The 3,716-nt window shown below is 44.4% G+C and carries 3 protein-coding genes and 1 pseudogene; 1 reads left to right on the top strand and 3 read right to left on the bottom strand.

Annotated elements, in window-relative coordinates:
- A pseudogene (locus AD944_RS17200) lies at positions 1-269 on the top strand (hypothetical protein); the annotation flags it as partial.
- A 100-nt stretch (positions 270-369) separates the two neighbouring features.
- Here AD944_RS17200 and AD944_RS00995 read toward each other — a convergent pair.
- From AD944_RS00995 to AD944_RS16045, 3 genes are all read right to left on the bottom strand, one after another.
- Positions 370-1,857 carry a phosphomannomutase gene (locus AD944_RS00995; RefSeq protein ID WP_179946505.1) on the bottom strand — a complete coding sequence of 496 codons (1,488 nt, stop codon included), beginning with the start codon at positions 1,855-1,857 and terminating at the stop codon, positions 370-372.
- A gap of 167 nt (positions 1,858-2,024) precedes the next feature.
- Positions 2,025-2,765 carry an SDR family oxidoreductase gene (locus AD944_RS00990; RefSeq protein WP_045543199.1) on the bottom strand — a complete coding sequence of 247 codons (741 nt, stop codon included), beginning with the start codon at positions 2,763-2,765 and terminating at the stop codon, positions 2,025-2,027.
- A gap of 109 nt (positions 2,766-2,874) precedes the next feature.
- A partial coding sequence (locus tag AD944_RS16045; RefSeq protein WP_156477227.1) for a DUF4910 domain-containing protein occupies positions 2,875-3,716 on the bottom strand: 842 nt, incomplete at its 5' end.

Genomic DNA, 3,716 nt, shown 5'->3' with positions numbered 1-3,716 from the left:
TTCTCATTCAATGCCCCACTAAAAATGGGGGGATTACCGTTATTGACGGGACGCTTTCCGCCCTTACGGGGGGAATTGTTGCCGCCTGTATTTCAAGTCCAACCTTAGGCCTTCTAGATTTCTATCTATTGATTGCAATGTTGGTCTCAGCTACTGCGCGAGTTGCTTTACAGCAACGTGAAGCAGGGATTCGAATAAATCCTCCTGTTGCTCCCGATATTTTTATGGAACGGGAGGCACAGAGAAACTTATTGACGAACTCATTATAAAATAAAACTAAATTCAAAAAATTCCTTTAATTTTAGAATTCTATCATAATAGTATTATCATTAAGAAATCTCTTCATAGTTGTTTTTACGGATGATGAAATCATTTGTGAGAGTTTTGTAACTGGTTCTCTGGCAACGGTTCCTTCCATTTAGCCAAAATGTGGAGGCCCAGTTGGAGAAGAGTCTCCGTACGGTCAGGTCTGTCGGTTTCAACATAAATGCGCAATTCAGGAGCATTGCCAGACGGGCGAAGGTGAACAATATCATCATTTTGAAAAGTCATTCGCAAACCATCTGTCTCATCAATATGAGAGAGAGATCCACAGATTTCAGAGAAGCCAAGATTTTCCACATTTTCGCTTGGATTTTTCCGTAAGAGATCTATGTGGTTCAAACTTTTTTCCGTAGGCATCTCTGTCAAACGATCGCTTTGTGTAAAGCGTCTTGGCAAATCATTCACAAGGCCAGAAAGCCCTTCCTTTTCTCGCTTGGCTGCAACCAGTGCACAAATCATTGGAAGAACGGAATCACGGGTAGGCAAAGCAGAAAGAGTGCGCTCTTCAGATGTCACATCTGATCCTAAGAGGAAGCCACCATTGGCCTCGTAGCCAACGGCAGGCGTCATACCTGCTTCTATAGCTTTCATCATTCCAGAAATGACAAAAGGAGAGCCAATGCGTGTACGTTGCATATGCTGAGAAAACCCTGCTTTTTCTAAAGCGGTATTGCTGCTCACCGGGGTGGTGACTGAAGCCGCCTTGAGGAAACGAGATGCGAGAATTCCCAATACATCTCCCCGTAGCCAATTTCCGTCTCTGTCTGCCAGCAATGGCCGGTCAGAGTCACCATCTGTGGTAAGAATGGCATCAAACTTTCTCGGTTCCGCCCATTTACGGGCGAGAGCAACATCCTCAGGGCGAACGGCTTCAGTATCAACGGCAACAAAGCTTTTTGATCTTGCAAGAGGGATGGCTTCAGCGCCCAAGCTTTCTACAATGTCGACCAGAACATCTCGACCCACGGCAGAATGTTGGTAAATACCTAGGCAAAAGCCAGAAAGAGCGTCCGGACCAAAGAAATTACGATAGCGGGCGATGAAATCGGGCAAAACGTCAGTAATAGGAGGAAACGCAACAGACTTTATAAGCATACCGTCTGCATCGAACATCTCTCTTGGTAGCTTGACATCTTGGGCTCTCATAGCCGCTTCATCATTTTTGAGAAATTCACCTTGGGCCCGATTGAACTTAATGCCATTGCGATCAGCGGGAATGTGGCTGCCTGTAACCATAAGGGAAGGAATTTTCAATGAGAAAGCATAGTGACACAATGCTGGGCTAGGCACAAAACCGCAGAATAAAGGTTTGCCTCCCATATATTCTATCGCAGCAATACAGGCTCCCATAATACGTGGCGTGCTAGGACGTAAGTCGCCTGCAACTGCTACCATGGTCTGCGGAGAAAATTCACCTAACGTGGCAAGGTGCTGAAGATATCCCATGGTGTAGGCAAAGCACACAATATCAGTCATTTTACTGACAAGGCCACGCGCGCCGCTGGTGCCAAAGTTAACACCGGATTGTTCCATCCACTGAGAAATTTTCATATTGTATTCCTTGCCTTACGCTTGTCTATCGGAGAATTATGCCGTTTTGAAGTGGGAAAATAAATGTGAATTCATAAATAAACCTGAAATGACTGTAGCCTTTACCCTGGCTTAATATTCTCAGTTTGGAATTACACATTACATCGTTTTCAACCCACGGTATCGAACTTCTGCATGGGGCGGATAAAAATGTCTGTGGCTTCTGCTGTTAGTGGCAAAAGAAGGCTATTACATAACGCGATAGCCACATCATGTGGTTGCAGAAGCAATCGAGGGTTATACGGTTTTCCTAAAGCCTGATGAATGGCCTCTTGGCGTGGGGTTGCCGTCGTTCCTGGCAAAATGGAAATAACCTTAACTCCTTCGGCATTAATTTCATCTCGTAATGCGTCAGTTAGGGATTTTAGAGCTGACTGTGTAGAAGCGTACAAACCTCTCTCAGCCGTATTTGTTGCGCGGATAATAGAAGAATTGACAATGACGATCTGCCCGTTGCTCTCACGGAGAAGAGGCAAAGCATGCTGTATGAGGCCTAAGGGGGCCTTAACATTCACCGCAAACAGTTTATCAAAATCAGACAAAAGAGTTTCAGCTAAGAAACCCCGGTGAAACATACCAGACGAAATAATAAGATAATCCAGGCGCTTGTAACGCTCATGAGTCCTAGCTATGAGTTCTTGCAGGGAGTGCGGTGAGGTAATATCGCACGGGACAGCTAAAGCTTTAGGTCCTGCTTCTGTCGCGCAGGATTCTACTTCAGATTGCGTGCGGGCTACGCAGATAACCGATGCACCAAGCTTAGCCAAATGAAGGCTGGCTGCTTTGCCAATCCCTCTGCCTGCACCAGTAACAAGAGCGACACGATTATAAAAAGGAAGTTTGGGATTCATAAGTGCTCCTGCACAGGGATGTAATGGATAATGACATAGATTATTGATGGTTAATAATATAAAAATTCATGATAAAAGGAGAATATTATCAATATATATTGCATTATTACTATGTTGAGAAAGCATTTGGCTGTTTGTCTGAATAAAGTTTCAGAAGGTCGGCATCCTGTAAAAGTTCAACCGCAGAAAGAATGGCCCGGAACGATTTTTTAGAACGAATTGCTATATCGAGAATGGAGTTTTTGCCGTCCGCAAGGTTTAATACCCATAAAAGACATAATTGATCAAGTATATCATTTTTAGTGTGATCGGCTTTCGATATATTGGGCGATAAGGGATAAAGGCCACGCTTTCCGAGTTGGGGTTCCCCATAGGGACTTGTACTTACGGGATAAAGAGCGTTCTCAGTAATGGTGATTAAATCTAGGAGAATGGATAGAGATTCTTCCAAGGCGCATGGAGTTACAAAATCAAGATTATCCGCTGAAGTATGGTATTCAGGAAAAGTTCCATTAGGCGAGCGCATCAGGCAACCCACCGACAAGTTAAACCCGGGAGAGCAATATTGGCGCTCATCGTAGCCATAGGGTTCAAATTCCCAAATGCGTGCTTTGGGTTGGTCGAACAAGATCTTAGCCATGATAGCATTGATACTAGCAAAATCCTCCCGAGCTTTTTTGTAGGTAAAAGAGCCTTTATCACCCAAACAACTGAGAACAAGACCATTTTTTATATTTTTTGTTTTCTCAGTATTTTGAGCAAGCCATGCGATGGAGCCAATTGTCCCTGGAACAAAAAGAAACCGATAGGAGAGGCGGCGCTGGGGGAGTCTCTGCAGTTTTCGGATAAGCTCAATGGCGATGGCAAGAGAGGATAAATTATCATTTGCAAGGGAAGGATGGCAGCAATGTATGGGTAATCCCCCCATTTTTAGTGGGGCATTGAATGAGA

Origin of the sequence: Acetobacter tropicalis (assembly GCF_001580915.1) — a bacterium.
In the GTDB taxonomy this organism is placed as follows: Bacteria; Pseudomonadota; Alphaproteobacteria; order Acetobacterales; family Acetobacteraceae; genus Acetobacter; species Acetobacter tropicalis.
The sequence above is the reverse complement of the archived record's forward strand: the minus strand, read 5'-3'. Positions and strand labels throughout refer to the sequence as shown.